The 25,354-nt window shown below is 65.0% G+C and carries 25 protein-coding genes and 4 pseudogenes; 15 read left to right on the top strand and 14 right to left on the bottom strand.

Annotation, left to right across the window (positions count from 1 at the left end; genetic code table 11):
- The first annotated feature begins 133 nt into the window (after nt 1–133).
- The 3 genes from AC07R1_RS18515 to AC07R1_RS18505 all read left to right on the top strand — a co-directional run bounded on the left by AC07R1_RS18515 (nt 134) and on the right by AC07R1_RS18505 (nt 1,980).
- On the top strand, nt 134–850 hold the full coding sequence (locus tag AC07R1_RS18515; protein ID WP_123577087.1) for a purine nucleoside phosphorylase YfiH/LACC1 family protein: 717 nt from the start codon (nt 134–136) through the stop codon (nt 848–850).
- Nucleotides 847–1,302, top strand: coding sequence for a GNAT family N-acetyltransferase (locus AC07R1_RS18510; RefSeq protein WP_011063433.1), 456 nt, complete (start codon nt 847–849; stop codon nt 1,300–1,302). The genes AC07R1_RS18515 and AC07R1_RS18510 overlap by 4 nt, the downstream gene beginning before the upstream one ends.
- Nucleotides 1,303–1,398: 96 nt before the next feature.
- Complete coding sequence (locus tag AC07R1_RS18505; RefSeq protein ID WP_065365174.1) at nt 1,399–1,980, top strand: hypothetical protein; 582 nt, start codon at nt 1,399–1,401, stop codon at nt 1,978–1,980.
- 9 nt (nt 1,981–1,989) lie between these two features.
- On the opposite strand, the gene AC07R1_RS18500 is transcribed toward AC07R1_RS18505, so the two are convergent.
- The 4 genes from AC07R1_RS18500 to AC07R1_RS18485 form a co-directional block, all read right to left on the bottom strand.
- Nucleotides 1,990–2,343, bottom strand: coding sequence for a gamma-glutamylcyclotransferase family protein (locus AC07R1_RS18500; RefSeq protein WP_183000075.1), 354 nt, complete (start codon nt 2,341–2,343; stop codon nt 1,990–1,992).
- Nucleotides 2,344–2,373: 30 nt separating this feature from the next.
- Nucleotides 2,374–3,468, bottom strand: coding sequence for a D-alanine--D-alanine ligase (gene ddlA / locus AC07R1_RS18495; protein WP_495110817.1), 1,095 nt, complete (start codon nt 3,466–3,468; stop codon nt 2,374–2,376).
- 43 nt (nt 3,469–3,511) lie between these two features.
- Nucleotides 3,512–3,991: a GNAT family N-acetyltransferase gene (locus tag AC07R1_RS18490; RefSeq protein ID WP_011063437.1), complete on the bottom strand. Its 480-nt coding sequence runs from the start codon at nt 3,989–3,991 to the stop codon at nt 3,512–3,514.
- 73 nt (nt 3,992–4,064) lie between these two features.
- Nucleotides 4,065–4,706: a LysE family translocator gene (locus AC07R1_RS18485; RefSeq protein WP_053153815.1), complete on the bottom strand. Its 642-nt coding sequence runs from the start codon at nt 4,704–4,706 to the stop codon at nt 4,065–4,067.
- 243 nt (nt 4,707–4,949) lie between these two features.
- Here AC07R1_RS18485 and AC07R1_RS18480 point away from each other — a divergent pair, with 243 nt between their 5' ends.
- From AC07R1_RS18480 to AC07R1_RS18465, 4 genes are all read left to right on the top strand, one after another.
- A complete protein-coding gene (locus AC07R1_RS18480) occupies nt 4,950–5,759 on the top strand; it encodes an AraC family transcriptional regulator (RefSeq protein ID WP_047285399.1) in 810 nt (269 codons plus the stop codon).
- 81 nt (nt 5,760–5,840) lie between these two features.
- Entirely contained in the window at nt 5,841–6,227 is a 387-nt protein-coding gene (locus AC07R1_RS18475; protein ID WP_011063440.1) for a cupin domain-containing protein, read from the top strand.
- Nucleotides 6,228–6,485: 258 nt separating this feature from the next.
- Complete coding sequence (locus tag AC07R1_RS18470) at nt 6,486–7,100, top strand: biliverdin-producing heme oxygenase (RefSeq protein WP_041119872.1); 615 nt, start codon at nt 6,486–6,488, stop codon at nt 7,098–7,100.
- Nucleotides 7,097–9,337 carry an ATP-binding protein gene (locus tag AC07R1_RS18465; RefSeq protein ID WP_495110816.1) on the top strand — a complete coding sequence of 747 codons (2,241 nt, stop codon included), beginning with the start codon at nt 7,097–7,099 and terminating at the stop codon, nt 9,335–9,337. Before AC07R1_RS18470 ends, AC07R1_RS18465 begins: the two co-directional genes overlap by 4 nt.
- A gap of 36 nt (nt 9,338–9,373) precedes the next feature.
- On the opposite strand, the gene AC07R1_RS18460 is transcribed toward AC07R1_RS18465, so the two are convergent.
- Nucleotides 9,374–10,273 (bottom strand): LysR substrate-binding domain-containing protein, encoded by a 900-nt coding sequence (locus AC07R1_RS18460; protein ID WP_011063443.1) that lies wholly within the window; start codon nt 10,271–10,273, stop codon nt 9,374–9,376.
- A 102-nt stretch (nt 10,274–10,375) separates the two neighbouring features.
- On the opposite strand from AC07R1_RS18460, the gene AC07R1_RS18455 reads away from it, so the two are divergent.
- On the top strand, nt 10,376–11,308 hold the full coding sequence (locus AC07R1_RS18455) for a DMT family transporter (protein WP_011063444.1): 933 nt from the start codon (nt 10,376–10,378) through the stop codon (nt 11,306–11,308).
- Between the two features lie 5 nt (nt 11,309–11,313).
- On the opposite strand, the gene AC07R1_RS18450 is transcribed toward AC07R1_RS18455, so the two are convergent.
- Complete coding sequence (locus tag AC07R1_RS18450) at nt 11,314–12,720, bottom strand: MFS transporter (protein WP_495110815.1); 1,407 nt, start codon at nt 12,718–12,720, stop codon at nt 11,314–11,316.
- A gap of 97 nt (nt 12,721–12,817) precedes the next feature.
- On the opposite strand from AC07R1_RS18450, the gene AC07R1_RS18445 reads away from it, so the two are divergent.
- Nucleotides 12,818–13,702, top strand: a complete 885-nt coding sequence (locus AC07R1_RS18445; protein WP_019093555.1) for a LysR family transcriptional regulator — start codon at nt 12,818–12,820, stop codon at nt 13,700–13,702.
- Nucleotides 13,703–13,708: 6 nt separating this feature from the next.
- Here the strand turns inward: AC07R1_RS18445 and AC07R1_RS18440 are convergent, their stop codons facing one another.
- Nucleotides 13,709–14,215, bottom strand: coding sequence for a YbaK/prolyl-tRNA synthetase associated domain-containing protein (locus AC07R1_RS18440; protein ID WP_019093556.1), 507 nt, complete (start codon nt 14,213–14,215; stop codon nt 13,709–13,711).
- A gap of 68 nt (nt 14,216–14,283) precedes the next feature.
- On the bottom strand, nt 14,284–15,186 hold the full coding sequence (locus AC07R1_RS18435) for a LysR family transcriptional regulator (RefSeq protein ID WP_011063448.1): 903 nt from the start codon (nt 15,184–15,186) through the stop codon (nt 14,284–14,286).
- 95 nt (nt 15,187–15,281) lie between these two features.
- On the opposite strand from AC07R1_RS18435, the gene AC07R1_RS18430 reads away from it, so the two are divergent.
- Nucleotides 15,282–16,364, top strand: coding sequence for an SDR family oxidoreductase (locus tag AC07R1_RS18430; RefSeq protein WP_495110814.1), 1,083 nt, complete (start codon nt 15,282–15,284; stop codon nt 16,362–16,364).
- A 1-nt stretch (nt 16,365) separates the two neighbouring features.
- Here the strand turns inward: AC07R1_RS18430 and AC07R1_RS18425 are convergent, their stop codons facing one another.
- Complete coding sequence (locus AC07R1_RS18425) at nt 16,366–16,971, bottom strand: flavin reductase family protein (protein ID WP_011063450.1); 606 nt, start codon at nt 16,969–16,971, stop codon at nt 16,366–16,368.
- A 164-nt stretch (nt 16,972–17,135) separates the two neighbouring features.
- Here AC07R1_RS18425 and AC07R1_RS18420 point away from each other — a divergent pair, with 164 nt between their 5' ends.
- The 3 genes from AC07R1_RS18420 (at nt 17,136) to AC07R1_RS18410 (ending at nt 19,508) form a co-directional block, all read left to right on the top strand.
- Nucleotides 17,136–17,909, top strand: coding sequence for an SDR family oxidoreductase (locus AC07R1_RS18420; protein WP_011063451.1), 774 nt, complete (start codon nt 17,136–17,138; stop codon nt 17,907–17,909).
- Nucleotides 17,910–18,018: 109 nt separating this feature from the next.
- Nucleotides 18,019–18,927, top strand: a complete 909-nt coding sequence (locus AC07R1_RS18415; protein ID WP_019093558.1) for a LysR family transcriptional regulator — start codon at nt 18,019–18,021, stop codon at nt 18,925–18,927.
- A 53-nt stretch (nt 18,928–18,980) separates the two neighbouring features.
- On the top strand, nt 18,981–19,508 hold the full coding sequence (locus AC07R1_RS18410; RefSeq protein ID WP_015637021.1) for a GNAT family N-acetyltransferase: 528 nt from the start codon (nt 18,981–18,983) through the stop codon (nt 19,506–19,508).
- A gap of 39 nt (nt 19,509–19,547) precedes the next feature.
- Here the strand turns inward: AC07R1_RS18410 and AC07R1_RS18405 are convergent.
- The 4 pseudogenes from AC07R1_RS18405 to AC07R1_RS18390 all read right to left on the bottom strand — a co-directional run.
- A pseudogene (locus tag AC07R1_RS18405) lies at nt 19,548–19,982 on the bottom strand (methyl-accepting chemotaxis protein); the annotation flags it as partial.
- Nucleotides 19,983–20,087: 105 nt separating this feature from the next.
- Nucleotides 20,088–20,864: pseudogene (locus AC07R1_RS18400) on the bottom strand (PAS domain-containing protein); the annotation flags it as partial.
- A gap of 273 nt (nt 20,865–21,137) precedes the next feature.
- A pseudogene (locus AC07R1_RS18395) lies at nt 21,138–21,572 on the bottom strand (methyl-accepting chemotaxis protein); the annotation flags it as partial.
- 111 nt (nt 21,573–21,683) lie between these two features.
- Nucleotides 21,684–22,454: pseudogene (locus AC07R1_RS18390) on the bottom strand (PAS domain-containing protein); the annotation flags it as partial.
- A 216-nt stretch (nt 22,455–22,670) separates the two neighbouring features.
- Between AC07R1_RS18390 and AC07R1_RS18385 the strand changes: the two are divergent.
- The gene (locus AC07R1_RS18385; protein WP_011063456.1) at nt 22,671–23,165 is read left to right on the top strand and encodes a RidA family protein; all 495 of its coding nucleotides are present in this window, start codon (nt 22,671–22,673) and stop codon (nt 23,163–23,165) included.
- Between the two features lie 60 nt (nt 23,166–23,225).
- Here AC07R1_RS18385 and AC07R1_RS18380 read toward each other — a convergent pair whose 3' ends face one another.
- Nucleotides 23,226–23,558, bottom strand: coding sequence for a DUF2790 domain-containing protein (locus tag AC07R1_RS18380; protein WP_015637022.1), 333 nt, complete (start codon nt 23,556–23,558; stop codon nt 23,226–23,228).
- 321 nt (nt 23,559–23,879) lie between these two features.
- Between AC07R1_RS18380 and AC07R1_RS18375 the strand changes: the two genes are divergently transcribed.
- A complete protein-coding gene (locus AC07R1_RS18375; RefSeq protein WP_015637023.1) occupies nt 23,880–25,208 on the top strand; it encodes an OprD family porin in 1,329 nt (442 codons plus the stop codon).
- The last annotated feature ends 146 nt before the right edge of the window (nt 25,209–25,354 follow it).

Below are 25,354 nucleotides of genomic sequence, written 5' to 3'. Positions count from 1 at the left end.
AACGCCCGGTGAAGGGGCCGACCAGCAGGCTACCGCTGGTCTGCCCCGGCCTATCCAGCGTTGTCTGTCAGCAAAAGTACCTCGGATACCGCTATGCTCTGCAGCCATTCCCAGGTTACCGAGCGAAGGCCCGATGAGTTTCCAGGCAGGTGTGTTGAACCAGATATCCGGCATCCGTCATGCGTTTTCGACCCTCGGCGCCGCCCTGCCGGCCAACCTGTTCTTCTGCTCGCAGATCCACAGCGGCGAGGTGGTGGAAGCCAGTACCACGCTGCCCAGCGGAATCATCCGCGGCGACGCGGTACTCACCCATTCCAGCCGGCCCATCGCAGTGGTCACCGCCGATTGCCTGCCGTTGCTGATCAGCAGCGAGGACGGTTCCTGGGTCGCGGCAGTGCACGGCGGCTGGAAAGGCCTGCATGGCGGGATCATCGCCAATGTGCTGCAACACTTCGCCAGCAAGGGCATCACCCCACAGCAATTGCGGGTGGCCATCGGCCCATCGATCAAACCCTGCTGCTATGAAGTCAGCGCCGATTTCATCGACACCCTGTCCGCCACTCAGGACCCGCTGTGGCCGGCCGCACAGGCCCCCTGGAGCCGTGAGCAACCGGCCCCGCTGCTGCCGCCGCAGATTCCGCCACCGCAACCGACCCAGGCCGATTCCCTGTGGTTCGACCTGAGCCGCTATGCCGTGCACTTGCTGCACGCCGCTGGAATCAGTGATGAACAGATCGAAATCAGCGAGCTGTGCACCTACTGCTCGACCCCGGCCCTGGCCAGCTATCGTCGACGCGGGCACCGGGGTGAAGCCAAGGCCTTCCAGTACTCGTGGATCGGCCGGGCATGAACCTCGAGAGTGCACTGCTCCCGACCTCCCTGAGCGACCTGGAAACCCTGGTCCAGATGCGCATCGCGGCGATGCGCGAAAGCCTTGAGCGCCTGGGGCGCTTCGATCCGCAGCGGGCCCGGGAGCGTTTTGCCGCAAGCTTCGCGGCCGAACGCTGCCACTTCATCCTCAGTGACGGACAGCCCGCAGGCTTTATCCAGAGCCAATCACACGGCGATCACCTGCGCCTGCAGCACCTGTACGTCCTACCGCAATTCCAAGGGCGGGGCCTCGGCGCCAAGGCCCTGGAGCAGCTTTTGGAACGCTCCGCCAACGAGCAGCTACCCATCCACCTGGATGCGTTGCGCGGCAGTGACTCGAATCGTTTTTATCGACGCCTGGGTTTTGTTCAGGTGGGTGAAAGTGAATGGGATATTCACTACGTTCGGCCGGCGGATCCACCCCGGGCCTGAACCCGGTTCCGGTTGGCCACCGAGCCCCTGCTGGTTCTTGGCCAGCAACCTGAGCTAACGTTGCCTCCCCCCTCAGGCCCAACCCAAGGAGTGCCCGTGTCTGACAACCTCTATGCCCCGCCCCAGGCGGATCTGGTCGCCCCCTCGCCCGAAGCGGCGCAACAGCCGTTCTACGTAGTGTCCAAGGCCAAGTTCCTGACCCTGTACATCCTCACCTTCGGTATCTACCAGGTGTACTGGGCCTACAAGAACTGGCATCAGTTCAGGCACGCCAGCGGCCAGGAGCTGTGGCCGGTGGCCCGGGCCTTCTTCGCGATCTTCTTCACCCATGCGCTGTACCGCGAAGCCGATGCGACGCTCAAGCGCGACGGCCGCAGCCATGACTGGCGGCCCGGTGAACTGGCAACCCTGTTTGTGGTGGGGATGATCATCAACAACGTGGTGGACGCGCTGTCACGCAAGAACATCGGCTACCCGGTGACCGACATTGCCAGCCTGGCGCTGCTGCCGGTACTGGCGTGGATCACCTGGCTCGGCCAGCGCGGCCTGAATGCCGCCGCGAAAGATCCCGAAGGCCGCAGCAACGCCCGTTTCACGCCGCTGAACTATGTGTTCATCGTGCTCGGGGCGGTGCTGCTGGCCCTGGCGTGCATCGGGGTGATGCTGCCGCCGGAGTGAGCCGAAGACTCAGGCGCTGACGTAGACCCAGGCCTGGATGCCCGAGGCCAGGGTCACGCTGACCCGCTTGTAGTCCGAGACTTCATAGCTGTCGGCCGCTGCCAGCTCCCCGGGGGTGATGCAGAACACGGTGCCGGGAATCGGCGCGCTGTCCGCCGCCCCCGGGCGCAGGATCGGGTGGTGGGTCTTGCCGCTGGCCGCCAGCACCTCGGGGTCGGTGATTTCCACCCAGCTCTGTTCGTAGCCAAGCATGGCATCCGCGCTGCCACTCAACTCACGGCCAAAGTTGGCGATCTGCACCGCCTTGTCTTGCAGGGTGCCGTAGGAAAAAAGATAAACCGATGCATCTGTTGCCGAACTCATTCGTCACTTCCTTAACCACGATGATCCGCTTCAGCGGTTGATTTTCAGCCCTTGCCGTTCAGCGTGACGCTCCAGCGCCAGCTCGATCAGGCGGCTCACCAGCTCGCTGTAGCTCATGCCGGTGGCCTGCCAAAGTTTGGGGTACATGCTGATCCGGGTGAAGCCCGGCAGCGAGTTGATTTCGTTGATCAGCACTTCCCCCTCATCGGTGAGAAACACATCGACCCGAGCCAGCCCGGAGCAGCCCAGCACCTGGAATGCCTCGACGGCCAGGGCCCGAATGCGCTCGCTGTGCTCGATGCTGATGTCCGCCGGCACCAGCACCTGGGCCGCCTCCCCGTCGATGTACTTGCTGTCGTAGGAATAGAAACCGTTGCTGACCACGATCTCGCCGCAGCCACTGGCAATGGGCTGGTCGTTGCCCAGCACCGCGCATTCGATTTCCCGCCCACGCACTGCCGACTCCACCAGCACCTTGTGATCGAAGCCCAGGGCCAGTTCCACCGCGGCCTCGTATTCGGCCTCGTTGTCGACCTTGCTCACCCCCACCGATGAACCCTGGTTGGCCGGCTTGACGAACAGCGGCAGGCCGAGTGTTTCCCGGGCCCGGGCAAAACCGTAGCGGCCACGGGTGGCCCGGGTCAGGGTGATGAACGGGGTCACCGCCAGCCCGGCGTCGCGCAGCAGGCGCTTGCTGATGTCCTTGTCCATGCATACCGCCGAGCCCAGCACATCGGAGCCGACAAAGGGCAGGTCGGCCATGCGCAGCAGGCCCTGCAGGCAACCGTCTTCGCCCAGGGTGCCGTGGACGATGGGGAAGATCACATCGACATGCCCCAGCAGTTCCTGGCTGGAGGTTTCCACCAGTTGCTGGCTGGCCTTGCCCGGCACCACCGCCAATTCGCGATTGGACTGGTTGAGGGCGATCAGCGCCGGGTTTTCCTGGTTGATCAGGAAGTTCGAGGTGTCGTTGAGGTGCCAGTGCCCCTGTTTGTCGATGCCGATCAGCACCGGCTCGAAACGCGTGCGATCCAGGGCATCGACGATATTGCGCGCCGACTGCAGCGACACTTCGTGTTCGGCCGAACGGCCACCAAAAATAATCCCGACCCGCAACTTGCTCATGACTGCTTCCCGTTGAAAAAATGATTGCTGACGGTTCTTCAATTCAGCTGGGGCTGTAGCGCAAATGGATCAGCGCCACTCGCTCCTGTTCCTTGTTCTTGCGCTCTTCGATGGCGAACGGCACAAAGCCCAGCTTCGGATAGAGCAGCAACCCCGCCACGTTGCTGTTGAAGCACGACAGCGTCACCTCGCTGGCCTGATGCTTGCTGTGGGCGATGTGGATCATCTGCCCGATCAATTGCGCCGCCAGGCCCGCGCCGCGCACCTCTGGGTCGACGATGACATTGCCGATGGTACAGGTGCCGCCCTTGGCCCAGCGGTAGAAGTTGGCAAAGCCCACTACCTGCCCGTCACGCTCGATCACCGTCGAGTCGCTGCGCTGGGCGATGGAGTCGCGCAACTGCTCGTGGGTCAGCGGCCAGGTGGCGGCGGGAAAGAAGAAATACAGCTCCTGGGGATTGCCCACGAAACTGCAGATCCGCGGAATGTCCGCCTCTGCCACCGGGCGAAAAACAACAGCCATGTTCGGTCTCCTGATACGGGGACGGGTCGTCCTTGTTGGGGGCGGATACTGGCCGGCGCAAGGCACCGGCCGTTCAGCGATTGGCCAGCAGATGCCCGCCGAACAGCACATAGCAACCACCGGCCAGGCGGTCCAGCCAGCGCCGGGCCCGGGCATAGAACCCGGCCACCCGGCTGCTGGCGAAAAACAGCGCCACGCAGCAGTACCAGGACAGCGACAGACCGGCCATGGTCAGCACCGCCAGCCCCAGTAGCAGAGGTGGCGGGGAGGCCGGCATCGAAGTGGCAAAAATGGTGGCCACGAACAGCGCCGACTTGGGGTTGGTCATGTTGCCGAGAAAGCCCAGCCGGTAGGCCGAGAACAGGCTGCGCGCAGCATGGCTCGCGCCATCGGTGGTCGGGGTCTCCAGGGCCGGCTTGCGCTTGAACTGCTTGAGCCCCAGGTAGATCAGGTAACAGCCACCGGCAACCTTGAACAACACGAACAGCGCCGGCGCCGCGCTGAAAAGCGATTTGATGCCCAAGCCTCCCGCCAGCCCCCAGAGCACGGTGCCGCTGGCCACCCCCAGGGCGGCGAACAGGCCATGGCGCCGCGAACAGCCCGCCGCCAGTTGTGCAGTGGTGAAAAAGTTCGGCCCGGGGGTGATCACCGCCACGCTCCAGAGCAGGGCCAGCGACAACAACGGGGCGAGGTAAACCAGGTGTGAGGCGTACATGGGAACAGATGGCCATGAAGAGGGTCCGGGGGGAACGACGCTACTCCACTCGCGCCTGCCCAGGCAACCGCCGATTGGCCTCGCAACCCGGCTCAGGCAACAAGCCATCGTGCAGCGCCGGAACCCTCCTGCAAGCCGCCCTTCTTCCGGCAGAACCGCTACGGCGTAGAACCGAGGGGCAAGACAGCCAGCGCGCCCCTGAGTTAACGTACGGCCCTTGGTTTCATCCATCAGGACCGTTCCATGGCCAAACCCGCAGCTGTCACCGACTGGGTTCACCGCGCGCCGCCCGCCCGGGGCCTGGAGCGCATCGAGGCGTATTTCGCCGGCCATGGCTATGACATGCACCGCCATGACACCTACGCCATCGGCCGCACCCTGCACGGGGTGCAGAGCTTCCAGTACCGCGGCGGCTGGCGCCACAGCCTGCCCGGCGCCACCATGGTCCTGCACCCCGACGAAGCCCACGACGGCGAGGCCGGCACCCACGACGGCTTTCACTACCGCATGCTGTATGTCGAGCCGGCGCTGATCCAGCAGATCCTCGGCGGCCAGCCGCTGCCCTTCATTACTGGCGGCCTGTCCAACGACCCGCGGCTGTTTGCCGCCACCGAGGCCCTGCTGCGTGGGGTCGACAGCCCCCTGGACCCGCTGGAACAGGAAGACGCCCTGTTCGACCTGGCCCATGCCCTGAACAGCGTCTCCGGGGTCGCCCAATCACGGCAACGTTTCGACTATGTGGCGGCCGAGCGGGCCCGGGAATACATCCACAGTGCCCTGGACCGCACCCTGACCCTGGAGGAACTGGCGGCCCACAGTGGGCGCGACCGCTGGAGCCTGTCCCGGGATTTTCGTTTGCTGTTCGGCACCAGCCCCTACCGCTACCTGAGCATGCGCCGCCTGGACCTGGTCCGCGCGCTGCTGGTGCAGGGCCAGACCCTGGCCAACGCCGCACTGATCGCCGGCTTCACCGACCAGAGCCACATGACCCGGCAGTTTCGCCAGACCTACGGCCTGCCACCGGCGCGCTGGCTGAAGATGCTCGGCCGCTGAGGCCACACACGATCGTTCAAGAAGCCCTGGCCCCTGGCTGTTTACCCTCAGCGCTCATTCATCACTGAGGTGGACCACACCATGCAAAACCCTGCCCCGCAAGACGCCTACCAGAGCATCAACTTCGCCAGCAAACTCGGCCTGTTCAGCGAACACTGGACCCCCAAGGTGATCGCCGAGATGAACGACTACCAGTTCAAGATCTCCAAGTTGCAGGGCGAATTCGTCTGGCACTCCCACGCCGACACCGATGAAACCTTCATCGTGCTCGACGGCCAGTTGTACATCGACTTCCGTGACGGCCGGGTGGCCATCGGCAGTGGCGAGATGTTCGTGGTGCCCAAGGGCGTCGAGCACAAACCCTGGGCCGAGCAGGAGGTCAAACTGCTGCTGATCGAACCCAAGGGCGTGCTCAACACCGGCGATCAAGGTGGCGAACGCACCGCCCAGAACGACGTCTGGATCTGATCCTCACCGCTGAACCTGCGAGACGGAAAAAGGAATTTCTGCCTCTTGAACACAGTCAGACACAGCAACACGTCATCGATCGACTACCCTTGGCCGACCAATGGTGCGTCAAAAACTGTACGTCAGTGCAAAAAGCACAGGTAGAGTGACGCTCTTATTTTTCTGTGCGATGGCTCTAGTGCAGGGACTACAGCCTGGTCCCAGCTTTCGATGACGCCCATGGCGCGTCCATTACCTGTTGCGACCCCTGACCCCTGAATGCCCAAACCGCACCAAGACACCACCGCCCCCACCCTGCTTCAAGACCTGCGCGCCGGCACCGCGACCTTGCACGTGGCCCTGGAAAAGCGCCTGCCGTTCTTCTCCGAGCACCTCGATGCGGCCTGGTACCGGCGCCTGATCCAGGCCTATTTCGGCTTCTATCAGCCCCTGGAGGCGGCCCTGCATGACAGCGGCCTGATCCCTGCCGGCTACGACCCGGAGCAGCGCCGCAAGACCCCGGCCCTGGCCGGCGACCTGCAGGCCCTGGGCCTGGCCCCGGAGCGCATCGACGCCCTGCCCCGCTGCGACCATCTGCCCGCACTGGCCAGCCCCGGCGCGTGCCTGGGCGCCCTCTATGTACTGGAGGGCGCGACCCTGGGCGGGCAGATCCTGCGCCGGGAAATGGCCCAGCGCCTGGACCTGCACGGGGATAACGGCGGGGCTTTCCTCGACGTGTATGGCGCCGCCACCGGGCGGCGCTGGAAAGACTTTCTCGACTACCTGGGGCGCATGCCCGAGGACGCGAGCGCACGACAACAAGTGGTCAGCGCCGCGCAATCCACATTTGCCTGTTTCGAGCACTGGCTCGACAGCCGCGAGGTGCTGCTATGACCCCACAAGACGCCCAAGCCTTCGAACAACTGCTGGCCAACTGCGCCGATGAGCCAATCCGCTCCCCCGGGGCGATCCAGCCCCATGGCGTGCTGCTGACGCTGTCGGAGCCGGAGCTGCGCATCCAGCAGATCAGCGCCAACGTCGAGGCCCTGCTGGGCCAGCCTGCCGCGCAGGTCCTCGGCCAGCCCCTGGAGCAACTGCTGGGAGACACCGACGGCCAGCGCATCCGCGAGGTGCTGCAACTGCCGCGGTTGTCCGATGCGCCACCGCTGCACCTGGCCGTCAATGGCGCGCGCTTCGAAGGCTTGCTGCATCGCCACCAGGGAGTGCTGATGCTGGAGCTGGAAATCCAGCTCGAACACCTGCAGCCCCAGCACCTGAAAGAGCAGACCGAGAACCTGGGGCGCCTGCTGCGGCGCTTGCAGACGGCCAAGACCCTGAATGAGCTGTACGCCATCAGCGTCAGCGAAATCCAGGCGATGACCGGCTACGACCGGGTGCTGATCTACCGCTTCGAAGAGGAAGGCCACGGCCAGGTGATCGCCGAAGCCACCCGCCCCACCATGGAAGTGTTCAATGGCCTGTTCTTCCCGGCCTCGGACATTCCCCAGCAAGCCCGCGAGCTGTACCGCAGCAACTGGCTGCGGATCATCCCCAACGCCGACTACCAGCCGGTGCCCCTGCTGCCGGCGCTGCGCCCGGACACTCAGCAGGCCCTGGACCTGAGCTTCGCCACCCTGCGCAGCGTGTCGCCGATCCACTGCCAGTACATGAAGAACATGGGCGTGCTGTCCTCCATGAGCATTTCCCTGCTCAAGGGCGACCAGCTCTGGGGCCTGATCAGTTGCGGCAACCGCCAGCCGCTGCTGGTGCCCCACGAGCTGCGCATTGCCTGCCAGACCATCGGCCAGGTGCTGTCGTTGCAGATCAGCGCCATGGAAGCCCTGGATATCAGCCGCCAGCGGGAAGAGAAAGTCGCCGCCCTGGCCCGCCTCGACCAGGCCATGCGCGACACCCCCGACAGCGTCTTCGACGGCCTGACCCAGGTGCCGCAACTGCTGCTGGAGCTGACCCAGGCCGGTGGCGTGGCAATCATCGAAGACAAGCAACTGCACTGCTTCGGCAATTGCCCGCCCCAGGACGAAATCCGCGCCCTGCACCGCTGGCTGCAAGGCACCGGGCAGGCGGTGTTCGCCAGCCATCACCTGGCCAGCGTCTACCCGCCGGCGGCGAGTTATCAACAGGTGGCCAGCGGGGTCCTGGCCATGACCCTGCCCAAGCCTGTGGATAACGGCGTGCTGTGGTTCCGCCCGGAAGTGAAGGAAAACATCAACTGGAGCGGCAACCCGCAAAAGCCCCTGGACCTGGAAAACTCCGACGCCGGCCTGCGCCTGCGGCCGCGTACCTCGTTCGAGATCTGGAAAGTGGAGATGGCCGGGATCGCCACCAAGTGGAGCCACGGCGACCGCTTCGCCGCCAATGACCTGCGCCGCTCGGCCCTGGAGCACGACCTGGCGCGCCAGGTGCTGCGCGAGCAACAGGCCGTGCGCGCCCGGGACGAACTGGTGGCGGTGGTGTCCCACGACCTGCGCAACCCGATGACCGTGATCTCCATGCTCTGCGGCATGATGCAGAAGGCCTTCAGTTCCGATGGCCCGCATACCTCACGGCGCATTTCATCGGCCATCGACACCATGCAGCAGGCCGCCAGCCGCATGAACAATCTCCTGGAAGACCTGCTGGACACCTCCAAGATCGAGGCCGGGCGCTACAGCATCGCCCCGCAGCCGCTGGACGTCAGCCAGATGTTCGAAGAGGCCTATTCATTGCTGGCGCCACTGGCCCTGGACAAGGCCATCGACATCAGCTTCCACGCCGAACCGGACCTCAGGATCAACGCCGACCCCGAGCGCCTGTTCCAGGTGCTGTCGAACCTGGTGGGCAACGCCATAAAGTTCACCCCCAAACAGGGCAAGGTCGGGGTGGTGGCGATGTCCGACGGCGAGCAGATCGTGTTCAGCGTGCGCGACTCCGGGGAGGGCATTCCCACCGACCAGTTGCCATTCATTTTCGACCGCTACTGGACCATGAAGGAAGGCAACCCCAACGGCACCGGCCTGGGGCTGTACATCACCCAGGGCATCATCCACGCCCACGGCGGCAAGATCGAAGCCCACAGCGAAGTGGGCAAGGGCAGCGAGTTCCGCTTCAGCGTGCCGCGCGCCAGCCTCTGACCCATAGCCCGGGGCTGGCCATTGGGCCCCGGGCGCTCATTCAGCCGCCTGGGCCACCAGCCAGTCGCGAAACAACTGGCCGCTGGCGGACAGGCGCTTGTGCCGCGGATGCACCAGAAAATCCGCCTGCCCGGTGCGGAACGCCCACTCGCCAACCCGCAGCAACTCGCCCTGGGCCACCAACTGGCTGGCCATGAAATCCCAGCCCAGCCCCACGCCCATGCCCTGCTGCACCGCGCTGAACATCAGGGTCAGCTGGTTGAACCCCAGGGCCCCCGGTGGCGCGCTGTAGTCCAGCCCGAAATGATGGAACCAGTCCCGCCAGTCGATGCAGTTCCACTCCGAGGCGTCCAGCTGGATCAACGGCAGTTCGGCCAGTTGCGCCAGCTCCTTGACCACAGGCAGCTCCAGGCGCCGGCTGACGATGGGGTAGACCATCTCGGCGAACAGCGATACCGCCGCCAGGGACGACCAGTGCCCCGCACCATAGAGAATGCCGAAGTCATGCTCGGCCACGCTGGACTCGTCCATGTCGTTGTTGGCATGGATGCTCACGGTGATGTCCGGGTGCTGCTTGTTGAATGCCAGCAGGCGCGGGAACAGCCAGAACTGCGCCACCGCGTGGGTGCATTGCACGGTGATGGTATTGGCGTCGCGCCCGGCCCGCAGGCGGCTGACGCTGCGCAGCAGGGCTTCGAGCTGGGTGCTGACCTCGACGAACAGCGAGGCGCCGCTGGCGGTGAGCTTCACCCCCCGGGCCTGGCGCTCGAACAGTTCGGTCTTGAGCGACAGCTCCAGGGCACGGATCTGCTTGCTGACCGCGCTCTGAGTCAGGCACAGCTCGGTGGCCGCGCGGGTGAAGCTGGCGTTACGGCCCACCGCCTCGAAGGTGACCAGGGTTTCCAGCGGCGGCAGATGACGGGCGAAGCGGCTCACAAGGCATTCCCCAGGAGAATAGGTAGGTGCCTATATATCCTTTGTCCATCCGGTCAGCAATGACTAGCCTGCGCAGCTTGATGACTAGGTACGAGTGTTTGCATGAAACGTGGAGTTGCTTATGCCGCCCTGGCCGGTGCGGTCTGGGGCCTGGCGATTGTGGTGCCCAGCCTGCTGCCTGAGTTCAGCCCGTTGCTGCTCAGCTGCGCGCGCTTCAGCCTCTACGGTGCATTCTCCCTGCTCCTGGCTGCGCCTCAGGCCCGGGAGCTGCTGCAACGCCTGACCTGGGGCGATGCCGTACTGTTGGTGAAGCTGGCGCTAACCGGCAACCTGATCTACTTCATGCTCCTGGCCAGCGCCATCCAGTGGGCCGGCGTAGCCAGCACCGCACTGATCGTCGGCTTGCTGCCGCTGACCATCACCCTGGCCGGCCGCGGCGATGCCGATGCCGTGCCCCTGCGCCGGCTGCGCTGGCCGTTGTTGCTGGTGTTCGCCGGCATCTGCTGCATCAACCTCGACACCCTGCTCACCGCCCACAGCGATTCGGTGGAACTGGGCCAGCGCGCCCTGGGCCTGCTCTGCGCCTTCGGCGCCTTGCTGTGCTGGACCTGGTTTGCCACCGACAACGCCCGCTACCTCAAAGGCAGCCGTTTCAACAGCAGCCAGTGGTCGACCCTGTGGGGCATTACCACTGGGCTGATGAGCGCCCTGGTCTGGCTGCTGGCGGACGGGTTCTCATTGCCCGGCACCCGGGCCGAGGCCAGCGAGCAGCGCTGGATGCTGTTCTGGGGCCTGAGCCTGTCCAGCGCGGTGCTCGGTTCCTGGTTCGGCAATCGCATGTGGAATGCCTCGACCCGGCGCCTGCCGCTGACCCTGAGCGGCCAGTTGATCGTGTTCGAGACCCTGTTCGCCCTGCTCTATGGCTTCATCTGCCTGCAGCACCTGCCCAGCCTGCTGCAAAGCAGCGCCGCCCTGTTGCTCCTGGCCGGGGTCCTGTGGGCAGTGCGCCGCCACCTGCCACAGGCCCATGGCTGACGCCCTCAGCCCTGGGCCACGGAACAGGCCGGCAAGGCCACTCCAGCCCGGGGCAGGCGCAGCGCCAGCAAGGCCCCGAACAGCGCCAGCAGGGCACTGGCGGCGGTAGCCATCTCGATGCCATAGGCCTGATTACCGCCGGCGCTCAAGGTGTTGGCCAGGGACACCAGCAGCGCCAGCCCCAGGGCGCCGCCGATCTGCTGGCTGGTGGAAGCCACGCCCGCAGCCACCCCTTGCTCGGACGCCGCGATACCCTGCCCGGCCGAGACCCACATCGAGGTCCAGGTCATGCCCTGGCCGATGCTCATGATCACGATCCCCGGCAGCAGGCCGACAAAGCCGCTACTGCCCGGCAGGGCCAGGTACATCAGGCCGATGCCCAGCGCCCCGAGCAGCAAGCCGCTGACCAGGGTCGCCCGCAAGCCTACGCGCAGCAGGGCCCGCTCCGCGACCCAGATCCCGGCCGTGCACAGCAGGGTCGAGGGCAGGAACGCCAGTCCGCTCTGCAACACACTGAACTGATCGACCTGCTGGAAATACAGGCTGAGGAAGTAGTACTGCACGCCGAAGCTGCTCATGAACAGCGCGGTAATCACCATGGCCATGCGCAGTTGTGGATAACCCAGCAGGCGCAGGGGCATCAGCGGGTCGGCGCTACGCTGTTCAAGGCGCACGAACAACCCGAGCAGGGCCAGGGACAACGCCAGGCAGCCCAGGGTCGCCGGGGCGCTCCAGCCCCACTCCGGGCCCTGGACGATGGAAAACACCAGCAGGGTGCCACCCAGGGTCACGGTCAGCGCGCCGCGCAAGTCGAACTGACGGCCGCGCTGGCGCGCAGGGTCGGCGGGTATCCAGTGCCGGGCCAGCAACGCACAGGCCCCAGCCAGGGGCACGTTGACCAGGAACACCGCCTCCCAGCCCCAGTACTGGGTCAGCACCCCGCCCAGCAGCGCCCCCAGGGCCAGCCCCGCCGCCGAGGCTGCGCTCCACACCGCAAAGGCCCGGTTGCGCGCCGGCCCCTCGGCGTACCAGGTGTTGATCAGGGCCAGGGTCGCGGGGAACAGCATTGCCCCGCCCACGCCCTGCACCGCCCGGGCCAGCACCAGCAGCAGCGCGCTGCCGCCCAGGCCGCCGGCCAGCGAGGCCAGGGCGTACAAGGACTGGCCGACGATGTAGAAACGCCGCTTGCCCAGGAGGTCCGCCGCCCGTCCGCCCAGCAGCAGGAAACCACCGAAGGCCACGCTGTAGGCACTGACCACCCATTGCAACTGCTGGGCGGAGAAGCCCAGGTGGCTGCCGATTTCCGGCAGGGCGACAAACACGATGGTGGCGTCCAGGGCGATGATCAATTGCGCGGTGGCCAGCAGTAACAGCATCCAGCCCGACGGCTTGGCTAACGGGGTCGCGGACATCGCGAAGATCCTTGTGTGGAAATAACCGGCGGCCAGTGTCATCGATGCCGTTTAAATGATAAACAAGCCATTCTCTCTTTCAGTAATGACTTTAATCATGGATCTGAACGCCCTTCGCCTGCTGGTCCGGGTTGCCGAAACCCGCAGTTTCACCCGTGCCGCCGGTGACCTGGGGCTGACCCAGTCCGGCCTGTCCCGAGCCATTTCCCGCCTGGAACAGCAGCTCGGGGTCCGCCTGCTGCAACGCAACACCCGCAGTGTCAGCCTGACCCCGGACGGCCAGGTGCTGGTCGAGCGCGCCGCCCCCCTGCTGGCGGAACTGGCCCATGCCGAACACCTGCTGCTGGACCGGCGCGAATCCCCCAGTGGAATGTTGAAGATCAGTACCCCGTCACTGTTCGGGCGCAAGGTGGTGATGCCGGTGATCGGCGAGCTGACGGCCCAGCACCCGGGGCTGAGCATCGAAGCGGTGATGACCGACCGGGTGGTGGACATCATCGATGAAGGTTTCGACGCGGTGGTGCGCACCGGGGTGATCCAGGACCAGCGCCTCATTGCCCGGCCCCTGGCGCCCCTGCGCTGGGTCACGGTGGCGGCGCCAGGCTACCTGGAGCGCCATGGCACGCCCCGGCACCTGGCCGACCTGCAGCAGCACAACTGCCTGGCCGTGCGTAACCTGCGCAGCGGCCGGCTGGTGGACTGGCAGTTCATGGACCAGGGCAAGCCCCTGGACCTGGCCGTCCAGGGCCGGCTGATCTTCGATATCGGCGATGCCCTGGTGGACGCGGTGCTCGGCGGCTTCGGCATTGCCCAGTTGATGGAGTTCGCGGTACGCGAAGCCCTGGACACCGGCCGGCTGGTGCCGGTTCTGCAGGAGCATGCCGGGCGCAGCCGCGAGCTGTCGCTGGTGTATCCGCCCTCGCGCCAGTGCTCGCCGAAGCTCACCGCTTTTGCCGAGGCCCTGGTTCGGTTGAGCTGGTAGCCGCCTTCAACCGGGCTGGGCGCTGTCGCTCTCCAGGTCCCGGGTCACGCTCAGCAGCAGCGGCTGGGCGATCCTCAGGTAGTCCTGGGTATCGAGCACCATGGAGGCATCCAGGCGCCCGGCGTTGAAGGCGATCTCGCTATAGCGGGAGGTCAGTTGCGGGTCGACGATCAGCCGGATGCGCGGATCGAAACTCAGCGGAGCAATGGCGCCGATCACGCAACCAGTCAGCTCCCTGGCCAGCTCCGGCGATACCAGTTGCGCCTTCTTGCCCCCCAGGGCCGCGCCGACCTTTTTCATGTCCAGCTTCTGGTCGCCGCTGAGAATCACCAGCCCATACACCTCGTCTGTGCCCTTGAGGCTGCAGAGCATGGCCTTGGCCCCCTGCCCAGGTTCGGTGCCGCGGATCTCGGCAACCCGCGCCGACTGCCCTTCGGCCGGGTGAAAAATCACCCGATAGCGCGCCTGGTGGCTGTCCAGCAGGCTCACCAGTCGTTGGAAAACTGCATGCATGTTCTGTCCTTGGAAAAGTCGCCAGGGGGTTGATTCAAGCATCCGTCGCCACGCCTGACCAGTGGCGGCTACAAGCGCACCCGCAGTGCCAGGAAGTCGATGAACACCCGTACCCGCGACGGCACGTGGCCGCCCTGGCCGACATACAGCGCATAAAAACTTTCCAGCGGCGCCTGGTTGAAGGCTTCCAGTACCGGTACCAGCCTGCCGCTGGCCAGGTCATCGGCGATGGTGAAGGCCGCCAGTTGCGCCAGCCCGGCACCGTGTAGCGCCAGATGGCGCAAGGCTTCGCCGTCGCTGGCCTGCACCCGGCCATTGGGCTGCAGCAGTTGGCTCTCGCCCGCCGCGCCCAGGCGCCAGCCCGGCAAGGCCCGCGCGTAGTCGAAACCGAGCAGGTGGTGCGCGGCCAGATCCTCCGGGGTCTGCGGTACGCCACAGCGAGCCAGGTAGGCCGGGGAGCCAACGACAACGCCGCGGGTTTCCCCGAGCTTGCGGGCAATCAACTGCGAATCCGCCAGCGGCCCGGTGCGGATCGCCACATCGGTCTGTTCCCCCAAGAGGTCTACCAGGGCATCGCTGTGCACCAGGTCCAGGGACACCTGCGGATACAGCTGGAGAAACTCCGCCACCAGGGGCGCCAGCACATGCAGGCCAAAGGAGGCGCTGGTGTTGACCCGCACCCGGCCCACCGGAGCCCGGGCGCTGCTGGCCTCACCCTCCACTTCTCGCAGGTCTGCCAGCAGGCGCACGCTGTTTTCATAGAAGCCGCGGCCTTCCGCGGTCAGTTGCAACTGGCGAGTGGAGCGGTTGAGCAAGCGTACGCCCAGGCGTGCTTCAAGCCGCGCCAGCAGCTTGCTCACCGAGGAAGGCGTCACCTGCCTCAACCGCGCAGCGGCCGACAAGCCGCCACACTCCACCACCGCGACAAAGGTTTCCATCTCGGCAAACCGGTTGATCTCGCTGCCCGCCATATGAATTCAACTCATAGATGCTGTTCCGGCCGGCAGTCTATTTCACTCAAAGACCCGACTCTATGCTGGCGATCCCTTTATTCGAGGTATCCCAGATGAGCGTTTCAACTTCCCCGGACCGTCACTTGCTGGTGATCGGCGGCTATGGCGTGGTCGGCACCGCAGTGGTCGAGCTGATGCACCGTACCCCGGGCTGGCAACTGACCACCGCCGCCCGTCGCCGCCCACCGACCAGCCTGCTGGACGGCAGCCCGGCACCAGCGCACATCAGCGCCGACCTGCTGGACGTCGCCGGCACCGCCCGCGCCTTTGCCGGACTGGGCAGCGTCACCGACCTGGTGTTCTGCGCCTACAGCGAGCGGGAAAGCATGGCCGCCACAGTGGCGCCGAACCTGGCGATGCTGGAGCACAGCCTCAAGGCCCTGCGCCAGGCCGGAGCCAGGTTGCGCCAGGTGGTGCTGATCGGTGGCGGCAAATCCTACGGTGAACACCTGGGGTCCTATAAGACGCCAGCCAAGGAAAGCGACCCGCGCTTTATGGGGCCGATCTTCTACAACGATCAGGAAGACCTGTTGTGGCATGAAGCCGAACGCGAGGGTTTTGCCTGGACGGTATTGCGCCCGGACGGGGTCATGGGCCCCAGCCTCAACTCACCGATGAACATCCTCACCGGCATCGCCAGCTTCGCCGCCATCAGCCAGGCACTGAACCTGCCACTGCGTTTTCCCGGCAGCCTGCAGGCCTGGTCGGCGCTGCACCAGGCCACCGATTCCCGGGTGCTGGCCCAGGCCGTGCTCTGGGCCCTGACTTCACCGAATGCACAGCAGCAGGTCTTCAACGTGACCAATGGCGATCACTTTCGCTGGCAGCACCTGTGGCCACAGATCGCCGGGTTCTTCGGCCTTGCCAGCGCCGCTCCGCAACCGATGAACCTGGGGGTGCAGATGGCCGACAAGGCGCCGCTGTGGGCGCGCATTGTCCAGGAACAGCAACTGCGCCCCACGCCCTGGGAGCAGATCGCCGCCTGGCCCTTCGTCGATGGCTGGCTCAACACCGGCTACGACATGGTGCAAAGCACCATCAAGATCCACCAGGCCGGCTTTACCGGTTGCATCGACAGCCACCAGAGCGTGCTCGAACAGTTGCAACGGCTGCGTGACTACCGGCTGATCCCCTGACTCAGGGCTCGCCGACCAGGGGCAGTTGCCGACCGTCAACGGCGTCACCGATGGTCAGGAAATGCCCGCCCGCAACATGGTGCAGGGTACGCAGCCGGTCGTGCCCGTCGAAGTGCCAGCGCCCTTCGCTGAACACCCGGGCATCGGCCTGGGCGGCAATCACTTCGCCAAGGAACAGGTCGTACTGCTGGTGGTTGTGGGGCTCGGGCAGCAGCCGGCATTCCAGCCAGGCCACGCAACCTTCCAGCAGCGGCGCCGCCAGTTGCTCGCCGGCAAAGGCCTGCAGACCGTAGGCGGCGAACTTGTCGCTACCGCCCTGGCTCAGCTCAAGCCCGGAGCTGTTGCCCAGGCTCTGCACGATATCCACCTGGGCCACGCAAGGCACATTGAGCACGAAGGTGCCCGAGGCCTCCAGCAGTTGTCGGGTCCAGGTGGACTTGTCGAGCACCACGGCGACTTTCGGCGGCTCGAAATCCAGGGGCATGGCCCAGGCCGCGGCCATGATGTTGCGCTGCCCGCCATGGGCTGCGCTGACCAGCACCGTTGGGCCGTGGTTGAGCAAGCGGTACGCCTTGTCCAGCGGTACCGGGCGACGAAGATCGGACATGACTGGCTCCTGAAAAAAACTGCGATTGTAGCCCCATCGCGGCCGTCGGCAGGCAAGGTCATTGGCCGGATTTTCTGGATAATCCGTCCAGCCGCCGACGGCTTATCAACAGCGGTGCAGACACTAGACTCAGCCTTCACCCCAATTGTTGAAGGACCCGCGCCATGACCGATCACTCCCTGAACAACAAAGTCGTGCTGATCGCCGGTGGCGTGAAGAACCTCGGCGGCCTGATTGCCCGCGACCTGGCCAGCCACGGTGCCCGGGCGGTGGCCGTGCACTACAACAGCAACGCCAGCCGGGCCGACGCCGAGGCCACGGTGGCGGCACTCAAGGCCCTGGGTGTGGAGGCCCAGGCGTGGCAGGCCGACCTCACCCGCGCCAGTGCCGTGGAGCAGCTGTTCAACGAGGCCAAGGCGCGCTTCGGCAAGATCGACATCGCCATCAACACCGTGGGCAAGGTGCTGAAGAAACCCATCATTGAAATCAACGAGGACGAGTACGACCAGATGTTCGCGGTCAATGCCAAGAGCGCCTTCTTCTTTATCAAGGAAGCCGGCAAGCACCTGGAGGACAACGGCAAGCTGGTGACCCTGGTGACTTCGCTGCTGGGGGCCTTCACTCCGTTCTATGCCGCCTATGGCGGCTCCAAGGCGCCGGTGGAACACTTCACCCGGGCCGCGGCCAAGGAGTTCGGTGCCCGCGGCATTTCAGTGACTGCCGTCGGCCCCGGGCCCATGGATACCCCATTCTTCTACCCGGCCGAAGGCGCCGACGCCGTGGCGTACCACAAGAGCGCCGCAGCCCTGTCGCCTTCGAGCAAGACCGGGCTCACCGATATCGAGGACGTGGTGCCCTTCATTCGCCACCTGGTCACCGAAGGCTGGTGGATCACTGGCCAGACCTTACTGATCAACGGCGGCTACACCACCAAGTAATCCTGGCGCCCAAGGGGTAAATTGGCCTGCCGAGCCGCAGCATCGATCGCCTCGGCCGATGCTGCGATCCACTGCCGTCAGGCGCCCCCGAACCAGGATCGTTCAAACGATGGATAAGCTTGAGCAATACCGCGTGTTCATCCAGGTGGCCGACATGGGTAGCTTCATCAAGGCTGCCCATGCCCTGGAACTGCCACGGGCCACCGTCTCTTCCGCCGTGCAGCAACTGGAAACCGGCCTCGGCACCCGACTGCTGCACCGCACCACCCGCCACGTGCAGTTGACCGCCGACGGCGCCATTCTGCTGGAACGGGCGCGGCGCCTGCTGGCAGACGCCGCCGAACTCAACCAGTTGTTCCACCACCGCCAGATAGACGTCAGCGGGCGCTTGAACATCGATGTGCCCAGCCGCATCGCCCGGCGCCTGATCGTCCCCGCCCTGCCCCGATGGCTGGCGCAATACCCCGGCCTGCAACTGGCCCTGGGCGCCAGCGATCGCAGCATCGACCTGGTCCAGGAAGGCATCGACTGCGCGATCCGCGTCGGCAGCCTGGCCGACAGCAGCCTGGTCGCCCGCCCCCTGGGGCAACTGGCGCTGATCAACTGCGCCAGCCCCGCCTACCTGGCCGAACAGGGCGAGCCCCACACCCCCCAGGACCTGCAGAACGGCCAGTGGATGGTCGGTTATGCCTCCCCGGATACCGGCCGCGAGCAGCCCTGGGAATACCTGCTGGAAGGTCGCGAGCACCTGCTGGGGCTGCCCAGCCGGGTGATCGTCAACAACGTCGAGAACTACATCGCCTGCTGCCGGCAGGGGCTGGGGCTGATCCAGGTGCCACGCTTCGACGTGCAGCACCTGCTGGACCGTGGCGAGCTGGTGCAGGTGCTCCGTGAACTGCCGGTGGCGCCCATGGATATCTGCGCGCTATACCCCGACCGGCGCCATCGCTCGCGCCGCCTCAACGTGTTCATCGAATGGTTCGCCGAGCTGATCAAACCGCACCTGGAGGCTTGCTGAACACCCGCGGATCGTGAGAAGAAAGCGCCTTCACGGATTGAGGCACTGGCACCATGACCCACCTGCACATCAGCGCTCCACACCTCGACGACCTGGATGACCTGCTGGCCTTCGAAGGGGAAAACCGAGCGTTCTTCGAAGCCTCGATCAACGCCCGGCCTGCCACCTACTACTCCCGCGAAGGGGTCGCCGAAGCCATAAACCAGGCGTGCGAGGATGCCGAGGCAGACCGCGGCTATCAGTTCCTGATCCGCGACAACGCAGTGCTGGTGGGGCGCGTCAACCTGCACCGGGTGCAGCGCCCCTACTTCAATTGCGCGGAACTGGGCTACCGGGTCGGCGCCCGCTTCAACGGCCGCGGCATTGCCCGCACTGCGGTGCAGCAGGTGCTGCTGCGCGCCTTCGGCGAATTGCAACTGAGCCGCATCGAAGCCAATGCGCGGCCGCAGAACACCGGTTCGGTGCGGGTGCTGGAAGCCTGCGGCTTCTCTTGCTACGGCCATTCGCGGCGCAGCTTCCTGTTGCACGGCGAGTGGTTCGACCGCTTGCACTACGAGTGCCATGGGCCTGCGCCACGCTAGCAACCCGGGCGTGCGCCCCCAAGACGCACGCCCACGCCCTCAGGCCGACAGCTGGTTGGCGAACTGGCCGACCGCGCTGACCACTTTCTGCGCACCGTCCTGAATCTCGACGATGACCGTGCCGGCCTCCGCTGCCAGGGTCAGGCCCTGTTCCGCCTGCTGCCGGCCCTCGGCCATCAGCTCCACCGCCGAGCGGGCCATGTCCTGGTTCTGGCGCACCACGCCGACGATCTCGTCGGTGGCATTGCTGGTGCGCGAGGCCAGTTGCCGGACCTCATCGGCGACCACCGCAAAACCCCGCCCCTGTTCACCGGCCCGGGCCGCTTCGATGGCCGCATTGAGGGCCAGCAGGTTGGTCTGTTCGGCAATCCCGCTGATGGTCTTGACGATGCTCGCTATCACCAGGGACTGCTCGTTCAGGGCTTCGATGCCGTCCCCGGCCTGCTGCATGCAGGTAGCCAGGTCACGCATCACGTCCAGGGTCTCGGTGACCACCGCCGAGCCGCGCTGGGCGCTGGTGTCGGTCTGTCGGGAGATGCTGTAGGCGATGTCCGCCGCCTCGGCCACCCGTTGCTCCTGGTTCACCTGATCGGTGATCAGGATGGCGAACTTCACCACCTTGTAGAGCTGGCCACTGGCGTCCAGCACCGGGTTGTAGGAAGCGTCGAGCCACACCACCCGCCCCTGGCTGTCGATGCGCTTGAACCGCTGGGCGATGTATTCGCCGGCGTTCAACCGCGCCCAGAACTCCTGGTAGCCGGGCCCCTCGTATTCCTGCGGTTCACAGAACAGGCGGTGGTTCTGGCCCTGGACCTCATCCAGCCGGTAGCCCATGCAGGCGAGAAACCGCGAGTTGGCCGTCAGCACCCGGCCTTGCAGGTCGAACTCGATCACCGCAGAGGAGCGCAGCAGCGCCGCCATCAGGTTTTCATGCTCGCAGGCACTTTCCACCGAAGCGCTCTGGTCGGTGCAGATCAGGTTGTAATGATCGAGCCGCCCGGCGCCATCGCGGATCGGCTGCACGCAGACCTGCAGCCAGGCCTCGCGGCCGCCTCCGCGTTGCAGGCGCAATTGGCCGGTGTAGCTTTCGTTGCGCCCCAGGGCCGCCTTGAATTCGCGATACAACGGCACAGCCTGCGGGTGGCGCGAGATGATGCTCTCCAGGGCCACGCCGGCCAGTGGCTGGCCATCGAGTTCCAGGGCCTGGATGAAGTTCTGGTTGGCCCGGCGGATGGCCCCCTCGCCATCGAGTTCGAGATTGAGCACCTGGCTTTCCAGGCAGGCCTTGAATTGCTGCAGAGCGTTCAGCTCGTCGCTCAGGGTGGCAAGTTGCTGCTTCAAACGTTTGTTGAACATGGATACACCGACAGACTAGGAGTGGATACAACAACCCCTAGCCATCGGCGCAGTTTGGGCTTTCTCCAAGCCTCGCAGCGCTTTCCAGATACTTCCTACAAGCCTCTAGGAAATTTCTTGGTTTTTCTTGGACGCAGCCGTCGCCCGGGGCCCTATCGGTCAGGCCCGAGTGTCTCAGCGTGGGAAATGAATGGCGCCAAGGGCGCCGGGGCTGGCCGATGCTGCCCTGAAATCCACAGTGCCCCGTGACGGGAGCACTGTGCTGGGGAGCAATCAGGAGGACAGTTGGTTGGCGAACTGGCCGACCGCGCTGACCACCTTCTGCGCGCCGTCCTGGATCTCGACGATCACGGTGCCGGCTTCCGCCGCCAGGGCTAGCCCCTGCTCGGCCTGCAGCTTGCCTTCGGCCATCAGTTCCACGGCTTCGCGGGCCATATCCTGGTTCTGGCGCACCACGCCGACGATTTCCTCGGTGGCCTTGCTGGTGCGCGAGGCCAGTTGCCGGACTTCATCGGCCACCACCGCGAAACCACGTCCCTGCTCACCGGCCCGGGCCGCCTCGATGGCCGCGTTGAGTGCCAGCAGGTTGGTCTGTTCGGCAATCCCGCTGATGGTCTTGACGATGCTGCCGATCACCAGGGATTGCTCGTTGAGGGCGCCAATGCCTTCGCCGGCCTCCTGCATGTGCTTGGCCAGATCGCGCATCACGTTCACCGCCTCGGTAACCACCGTGGTGCCGCGCTGGGCGCTGTTGTCGGTCTGCAGCGAGGTGTTGTAGGCAATGCTCGCCGCCTCGGCCACGGCCAGTTCCTGGTTTACCTGGTCGGTGATCACGGTGGCGAACTTCACCACTTTGTAGAGTTTGTTGTTGGCGTCCATGACCGGGTTGTAGGAAGCCTCCAGCCAGACCACCCGGCCATGAGCGTCGATGCGCTTGAAGCGCTCGGCGATGAACTCACCGGCGTTCAGGCGTTTCCAGAAGGCCTGGTAGGCCTGGCTGTTGTACTCCTCCGGCTCGCAGAAGATGCGGTGATGCTTGCCCTGAATCTGCGCCAGGCTGTAGCCCATGCTGGAAAGGAAGCGGTCATTGGCCGTCAGCACGTTGCCGTTGAGGTCGAACTCGATCAGCGCGGTGGAACGCATCAGGGCGCCAATCAGGTTCTCGTGCTCCCGAGAGGCCTCGATGGTGCGGGTCAGGTCGCTGGAGAAGATCGCGAAATACTTGATCCGCCCCTCGGAGTCGCGAACCGGCTGGGAGATGGAACGCAGCCAGGCTTCCTGGCCATTGCCGCGCAGCAGCCGCACCGCCCCGGCAAAGTGTTCGCCCCGGGTCAGGGTCGCCTTGAACCGCAGGTGAAACTCATCATGCTTGACGTGTTCCGGGACGATGTCCTCCAGGGCCCGGCCCACCAGATCGCCAGTCTTGTAGAGCATTTCCTGGGCGAAATTGTGATTGACCGACTGAATCCGTCCATCGGCGCTCAGGTTGATGACGAGCATCTCGCTTTCAAGGCTCTCCTTCACTTGCTGAAGGCTCGAAAGTTCTTCGCGTAGAGTCGACAACTCCTGCTTCAAGCGTTTATTGAACATGAGGATGTACCGGGGGGGGCTGAAAAAGTGGACTGCTTTGGGCCTAACATCGGCCCTGAAAGATTTTTCTTAATAGCCATTAAGGCTTGTCTGACAAAAATAATTCCGCAGCCAGCAAGGCCGCGGAATTCGGGCCCGCAGCCGGGGATTTCGCGCAACCAAGGAGCGCGTATAGTCGGCGACGGGAAATTCCAGGGCGATCGACGGAGTTGGACTATGGATGCATCACGCAAGGCACTTTTCCAGCAGGCCGCAGCACAGGTCGGACACAGTTTCGAAGGCGAGATGCGCATTGGCGGCAATTACGTGCCGGCGGTGCGCAATGGCGATGAGGTGTATGTCAGCGGGCAGATCCCGCGTATCGACAATACCGTGATGGTGGTTGGCCGGGTCGGTGCCGAAACCTCCCTGGAGCAGGCCCGGCACGGGGCGCAGATCTGCACCCTGCGGGCCCTGGCGATCCTCGAGCAGATGCTCGGCGACCTGCAGCGGATCAAGCGCATCCTGCGGATCAACGTCTATGTACAGAGCGCGGCGGACTTCACCCAGCAGAGCGAAGTGGCGGACGGCGCCTCCGCAGTCCTCTATTCGATCTTTGCCGACGCCGGCGTACACACACGGACCTCGGTGGGGGTCTATCAATTGCCCAAGAATGCCTCGGTGGAAGTGGACATGATCGTCGCCCTGCACCCCGGCTCCGGCAACGACTGAGTGCAGCCACGCTGGCCGGGCCTACCCCTGCGGGCCCGGCACAGCAGCGCCGGCGGCCCATCAACTGCCGTTGTTGCGGCACTGGCCCATGACCTGGTACTCGATGGTCTTGAGCTGGCCGGCGGAATCCTCATACGTCATGCGCGAAGGCACCACCTCGCAGGACTTGATCGGCGGGGTCACGTTGACCACCTTGGCGACATCCAGCTTCATGCCGTAGCGGTACGCCTGCACCACCGGCGCCGGCTTGCCCTGGTTCGCCGCATAGCGCTCCATGGCCTTCTGGTTTTCCACCATGGCCCGGGCGAACGTACGGTCGCCTCCCCCTTCGGCCTGCGCCAGGGAAGCCAGGCTCAACAGCAGCGCGGCGAGACTCAGGTTGATTGCTTTCATCACAGTTTCCTCGTCCAGTTGACGCCAGCGAGGATAAGCAACCGACCCTGTCAGGATGATCGCGGGCAGATTACTTATCTGTAATGGGCGCTGCCGACAGCCCGCCCTACCCGGGATAACCCCCGGCCCGTCGGGGTTTTGGCCCGGGCCCTGGACGGCTTTCTTGCACAATTGTAATGACCGGGTCACCCCGCCGTTATCTGCCGTTTGCAACTATCGACAGCGACTGGGCAGGCGTTGCGACGCCTGCCGGTCGAGCCCAATAAGAACGCCTCTGGCGATATAAAAGTTGATAGCTGCCAACACTCAGGAGCGACCCCCATGCGTATCAATCCCCCCTTGTCCCTGTCCGTGCTCGCTGCGGTACTGGGGCTCAGCCCTATGGCGGCAGTGGCCGCCGAGGAACGGCCCGAAGGCTTTGTCGAAGGCAGCCGCCTCGACCTGCTGCTGCGCAACTTCTACTTCAACCGCGACGACCGCAAGGGCCAGTCCAGCCCCACCGGCAACGGCTATTCCGAAGCCTGGGCCCAGGGCCTGATCGGCCAGTTCGAATCCGGCTTCACCCAGGGCACGGTGGGCTTTGGCCTCGATGCCTTTGCCATGTACGGCCTCAAGCTCGACTCTGGCACCGGCCGCAGCGGCGGCGGTGGCTCCTTCGGCATGCTGCCGCTGAACCACGACAACCGGCCCGCCGACAGCTACGGCAAGGCTGGGGGTGCGGTGAAAATGCGAGCCCTGGATACCGTGGTGAAAGTCGGCGATGTGTTTCCCAAGACCCCCGTGGTGCACTACGGCGACTCCCGCCTGCTGCCGGAAAGCTTTCGCGGGGTGACCCTGGAGAACACCAGCATCGACGGCCTCAACCTGCAGGGCGGCCGCCTGCATGCCATGAGCCAGCCCGACAGCAGTGGCATGCGCGATGGCTTCGCCACCTTCTACGCCGGCAAGGTGGACTCGCCCTGGGTCGGCTACTTCGGCGGCGACTACCGGCTCAACTCCAATCTCAACTTCAGCCTCTACAGCAGCCGCCTGAAGGACGCCTGGGACCAGTACTACTTCGGCGTCGCGGGCAACTACCCGCTGTCCGACCAACTGAGCCTGTTCAGCGGCTTCAACTATTACAAGGCCGTCGATGAAGGCAAGAAGCTCCTGGGCGAGCTCGACAACAACATCTGGAGCGCCAAGGTCGGAGCCACCTACGGCGCCCACACCCTGGCCCTGTCGCATCAGCGCAACAACGGCAACGACGACTTCGACTACCTGCGCCAGTCGGACTCGATCTTCCTCGACAACTCGATCCAGTACAGCGACTTCAACTCGCCCAAGGAACGCTCGTGGATGGTCCGCTACGACCTCGACATGCAGCCCCTGGGCATTCCCGGCCTGTCGTTCATGACCCGCTACGCCCGCGGCAGCGGCGCCGACTACAGCCACGCCAACTCGGTGTACATGCGCCGCGATGCGGCAGGTGACCCACTGACCGACCAGCGCCGCTGGGAGCGGGATATCGAAGCCAAGTACGTGTTCCAGGGCGGCAGCCTCAAGGATCTGTCCCTGCGCATCCGCCAGGCGACCATCCGTTCCAGCCAGTTCGAATCCGACCTGGAAGAGTTTCGCCTGATCGTCGAGTACCCCCTGGCCCTGCTCTAGAGAGCGGCTCCGGGCAGGCGCCAGGCCTGCCCGGTGTTAAAACTTCTTCACAGACTCATGCCTTTCAGAACTGTAATATCGGCCTCACCTTCTCGTTAGGTTGGCCTTCATATACTCCCGGACACACTGGCAGCCACCGTGTTTTT

The organism is Pseudomonas sp. GW821-FHT07F01 (assembly GCF_059418825.1).
Note: the sequence above shows the minus strand (reverse complement) of the source record. Positions and strands in the feature narration are given on the sequence as shown.

Bases quoted from the DNA above. Each gene is read 5' to 3' on its own strand.
- AC07R1_RS18515 (WP_123577087.1), top strand. From the start codon at position 134: ATGAGTTTCCAGGCAGGTGTGTTGAACCAGATATCCGGCATCCGTCAT.
- AC07R1_RS18510 (WP_011063433.1), top strand. From the start codon at position 847: ATGAACCTCGAGAGTGCACTGCTCCCGACCTCCCTGAGCGACCTGGAA.
- AC07R1_RS18500 (WP_183000075.1), bottom strand. From the start codon at position 2,343: ATGAGTTCGGCAACAGATGCATCGGTTTATCTTTTTTCCTACGGCACC.
- ddlA (WP_495110817.1), bottom strand. From the start codon at position 3,468: ATGAGCAAGTTGCGGGTCGGGATTATTTTTGGTGGCCGTTCGGCCGAA.
- AC07R1_RS18490 (WP_011063437.1), bottom strand. From the start codon at position 3,991: ATGGCTGTTGTTTTTCGCCCGGTGGCAGAGGCGGACATTCCGCGGATC.
- AC07R1_RS18485 (WP_053153815.1), bottom strand. From the start codon at position 4,706: ATGTACGCCTCACACCTGGTTTACCTCGCCCCGTTGTTGTCGCTGGCC.
- AC07R1_RS18480 (WP_047285399.1), top strand. From the start codon at position 4,950: ATGGCCAAACCCGCAGCTGTCACCGACTGGGTTCACCGCGCGCCGCCC.
- AC07R1_RS18475 (WP_011063440.1), top strand. From the start codon at position 5,841: ATGCAAAACCCTGCCCCGCAAGACGCCTACCAGAGCATCAACTTCGCC.
- AC07R1_RS18470 (WP_041119872.1), top strand. From the start codon at position 6,486: ATGCCCAAACCGCACCAAGACACCACCGCCCCCACCCTGCTTCAAGAC.
- AC07R1_RS18465 (WP_495110816.1), top strand. From the start codon at position 7,097: ATGACCCCACAAGACGCCCAAGCCTTCGAACAACTGCTGGCCAACTGC.
- AC07R1_RS18455 (WP_011063444.1), top strand. From the start codon at position 10,376: ATGAAACGTGGAGTTGCTTATGCCGCCCTGGCCGGTGCGGTCTGGGGC.
- AC07R1_RS18450 (WP_495110815.1), bottom strand. From the start codon at position 12,720: ATGTCCGCGACCCCGTTAGCCAAGCCGTCGGGCTGGATGCTGTTACTG.
- AC07R1_RS18445 (WP_019093555.1), top strand. From the start codon at position 12,818: ATGGATCTGAACGCCCTTCGCCTGCTGGTCCGGGTTGCCGAAACCCGC.
- AC07R1_RS18440 (WP_019093556.1), bottom strand. From the start codon at position 14,215: ATGCATGCAGTTTTCCAACGACTGGTGAGCCTGCTGGACAGCCACCAG.
- AC07R1_RS18435 (WP_011063448.1), bottom strand. From the start codon at position 15,186: ATGGCGGGCAGCGAGATCAACCGGTTTGCCGAGATGGAAACCTTTGTC.
- AC07R1_RS18430 (WP_495110814.1), top strand. From the start codon at position 15,282: ATGAGCGTTTCAACTTCCCCGGACCGTCACTTGCTGGTGATCGGCGGC.
- AC07R1_RS18425 (WP_011063450.1), bottom strand. From the start codon at position 16,971: ATGTCCGATCTTCGTCGCCCGGTACCGCTGGACAAGGCGTACCGCTTG.
- AC07R1_RS18420 (WP_011063451.1), top strand. From the start codon at position 17,136: ATGACCGATCACTCCCTGAACAACAAAGTCGTGCTGATCGCCGGTGGC.
- AC07R1_RS18415 (WP_019093558.1), top strand. From the start codon at position 18,019: ATGGATAAGCTTGAGCAATACCGCGTGTTCATCCAGGTGGCCGACATG.
- AC07R1_RS18410 (WP_015637021.1), top strand. From the start codon at position 18,981: ATGACCCACCTGCACATCAGCGCTCCACACCTCGACGACCTGGATGAC.
- AC07R1_RS18385 (WP_011063456.1), top strand. From the start codon at position 22,671: ATGGATGCATCACGCAAGGCACTTTTCCAGCAGGCCGCAGCACAGGTC.
- AC07R1_RS18380 (WP_015637022.1), bottom strand. From the start codon at position 23,558: ATGAAAGCAATCAACCTGAGTCTCGCCGCGCTGCTGTTGAGCCTGGCT.
- AC07R1_RS18375 (WP_015637023.1), top strand. From the start codon at position 23,880: ATGCGTATCAATCCCCCCTTGTCCCTGTCCGTGCTCGCTGCGGTACTG.